This is a genomic window from Methylobacterium sp. J-048, from assembly GCF_022829515.1.
Lineage (GTDB): Bacteria > Pseudomonadota > Alphaproteobacteria > Rhizobiales > Beijerinckiaceae > Methylobacterium.
Map to the genome: position 1 here is coordinate 1 of NZ_JAKSYL010000106.1, position 2291 is coordinate 2291.

Genomic DNA, 2291 nt, shown 5'->3' on the forward strand with positions numbered 1-2291 from the left:
GATCATGGTCACGACGTCGCCGATCTGCGCCGCCTTCCCGAACACTCCGGGCAGCCCAATCGCCCTGCTCGCTCGCCGGAGCGACGGCTGCCATGCCGCTCGCGATCGTGGTGACGCCCTGCGCGGCCGTATGCATGCTGACCGACATCTCTCGTGCCACGGCAGACTGCTCCTCAACCGCCGCCGCGATTGCGGCCGACACCTCGTCCAGCCCCCGGATCGTGCTCTGGATCGAATTGATCGCATCGACCGCATCCCGAGTCGCCGCCTGTGTCGCCGCAATCTGCCCGCGGATCTGATCGGTCGCCTTGGCAGTCTGCTCAGCTAGGGCCTTCACCTCTGAGGCGACCACCACGAAACCCTTGCCTGCAGCACCAGCACGCGCGGCTTCAATCGTGGCGTTGAGGGCCAAGAGGTTAGTCTGCGAAGCGATGCCCTGGATCATGGTCACGACGTCGCCGATCTGCGCCGCCTGCCCGCTCAAGCCGGCCACAATACTCCCCGTGTGCCGGGCCTGCTCGACCGCCTCGCCGGCCATACGCGCGGCGTGGCTGACCTGTTGGCTGATCTCACCGACCGAGGCCGAGAGTTCCTCCGCCCCCGAGGCGACGCACTGGATGTCGTTCGACACTTGCCCGACCGTGCCGGCGGCCTCCGCCGTCTGCCGGGTGACGTCCTCGACTGCAGAACCGATCGCATCGAGGTCGACGCCGATCGCCCGCTGGGCCCCGGCCCGGCGCTGACGTTCGTGCACCTGAACAGTGATATCGGTAGCGAACTTGACGACCTTTGATACCCTCCCGTCCGCATCGGTGATCGGATTGTAGGTCCCCTGGATCCAGACCTCGCGCCCACCTTTGGCCAACCGCTTGAATTCACCGGCAGCGAACTCTCCCAGTCCCAGACGATCCCAGAACCCACGATAGGCCACGCAGGTCTGCTCGGTGGCATCAACAAACATGCTGTGGTGGCGACCCACGATCTCATCGAGACGGTACCCGACGGTATCGAGAAAGTTCTGGTTGGCCTCAAGGATCGTGCCGGTCGGATCGAAGGCGATCACCGCCTGTGAGCGGTGCAGGGCGGTGATCTGCCCGTCGAGGTCGAGCAGACGCATCTTCTGCGCGGTGATGTCGGTAGCGAACTTGATGACCTTCACGACGCGGCCGGCGCGATCGAGCACGGGGTTGTAGCTCGCCTGGATCCACACGAGCCGACCACCCTTGGTGATGCGCTTGAACTCGGCGGACTGGAAGGTGCCCCGCCGCAGCGTCTCCCAGAACGCCTGATACTCGTTGCTGTTGCGGTGTGCCGCCTCGACGAACATGCCGTGATGCTGCCCCTGCACCTCGGGCAGGGTGTAGCCCATCGCCGTCAGGAAGTTGGCGTTGGCGGTCAGGATCGTGCCGTCGGGTCGAAACTCGATGACCGCTTGTGAACGGTCCAGAGCATCGAATTTTGCTGCGAGATCGCCACGGGTACGCGTTCCACCGAACATGGCGTCGACTCTCACCAAAATTGTTGAAGCTGCTCGACAACATCCAGTTGGCCGAAGGCCTATGATGTTGCCTGCCTGCGCATCACCTGAGCGTTGTGCTCTTGGGTTAGATATTGCGTGTCAAATCGTTATTTACGACTTAACACATCGGTTGAGTATCGCGTTTTGTCAGAATCAGACATTATTCGGGTCTAATAGCCAGTCGTTGTACTAAAGACTCAGGCAGAAATCTAACTTATGTGTGCTTGAAAACACTCAGAGCGCTCAAGGCTCCGGTTAACGCGTCGTTACTTACGCCGATCGGTTCGTAGCGTCCGGCAGCGCTGCCGGCGGGACGACCGAGCCGTCGGATCACCTCGCGTTCGAACGAGACGAAGTTCTCAATACGGCCATCGGCGGCGCGCAGCGGCCGACAATCGATCTCGACTCGGTACTTGGTACCATCGCCGCGGTAATTTGCGAGGTAGCCGTGGAAGCGCTCGCCGGCTGCCAGAGCGCGGTGGAAGGTTTCGAGCGTCTCCAGGCGGGTCTGCTTGCCCTGCATGAACCGGGGGCTGAGCCCGATGATGTCGTCGAGTCCGCGCCCGCCCCGACGGCCGCAGGCGGCGTTGGCGTAGCGCCTAAGGGGCCCCGGTGGCCCGACCATCGGATCGGTGCCCACCATGCCGACGGTGGCCAGACCGGAACAGCCCACCCCGAAATATACCAATTAGTGCCCCCTCTTTCCCTCCCCGACGCTCTTCCGATCTCCCTTATCCCCTACGCCAACGCCGCCTTCGGCCGTCTCGTCGGG

General features: G+C 63.1%; 2 protein-coding genes. Both read right to left on the bottom strand.

The window, feature by feature from the left end; genetic code table 11:
• On the bottom strand, positions 1–1498 hold a 1498-nt coding region (locus MKL09_RS08505), incomplete at its 3' end, for a PAS domain S-box protein (protein ID WP_244019501.1).
• Between the two features lie 235 nt (positions 1499–1733).
• On the bottom strand, positions 1734–2207 hold the full coding sequence (locus MKL09_RS08510) for a PAS domain-containing protein (protein WP_244019502.1): 474 nt from the start codon (positions 2205–2207) through the stop codon (positions 1734–1736).
• Positions 2208–2291 lie beyond the last annotated feature (84 nt).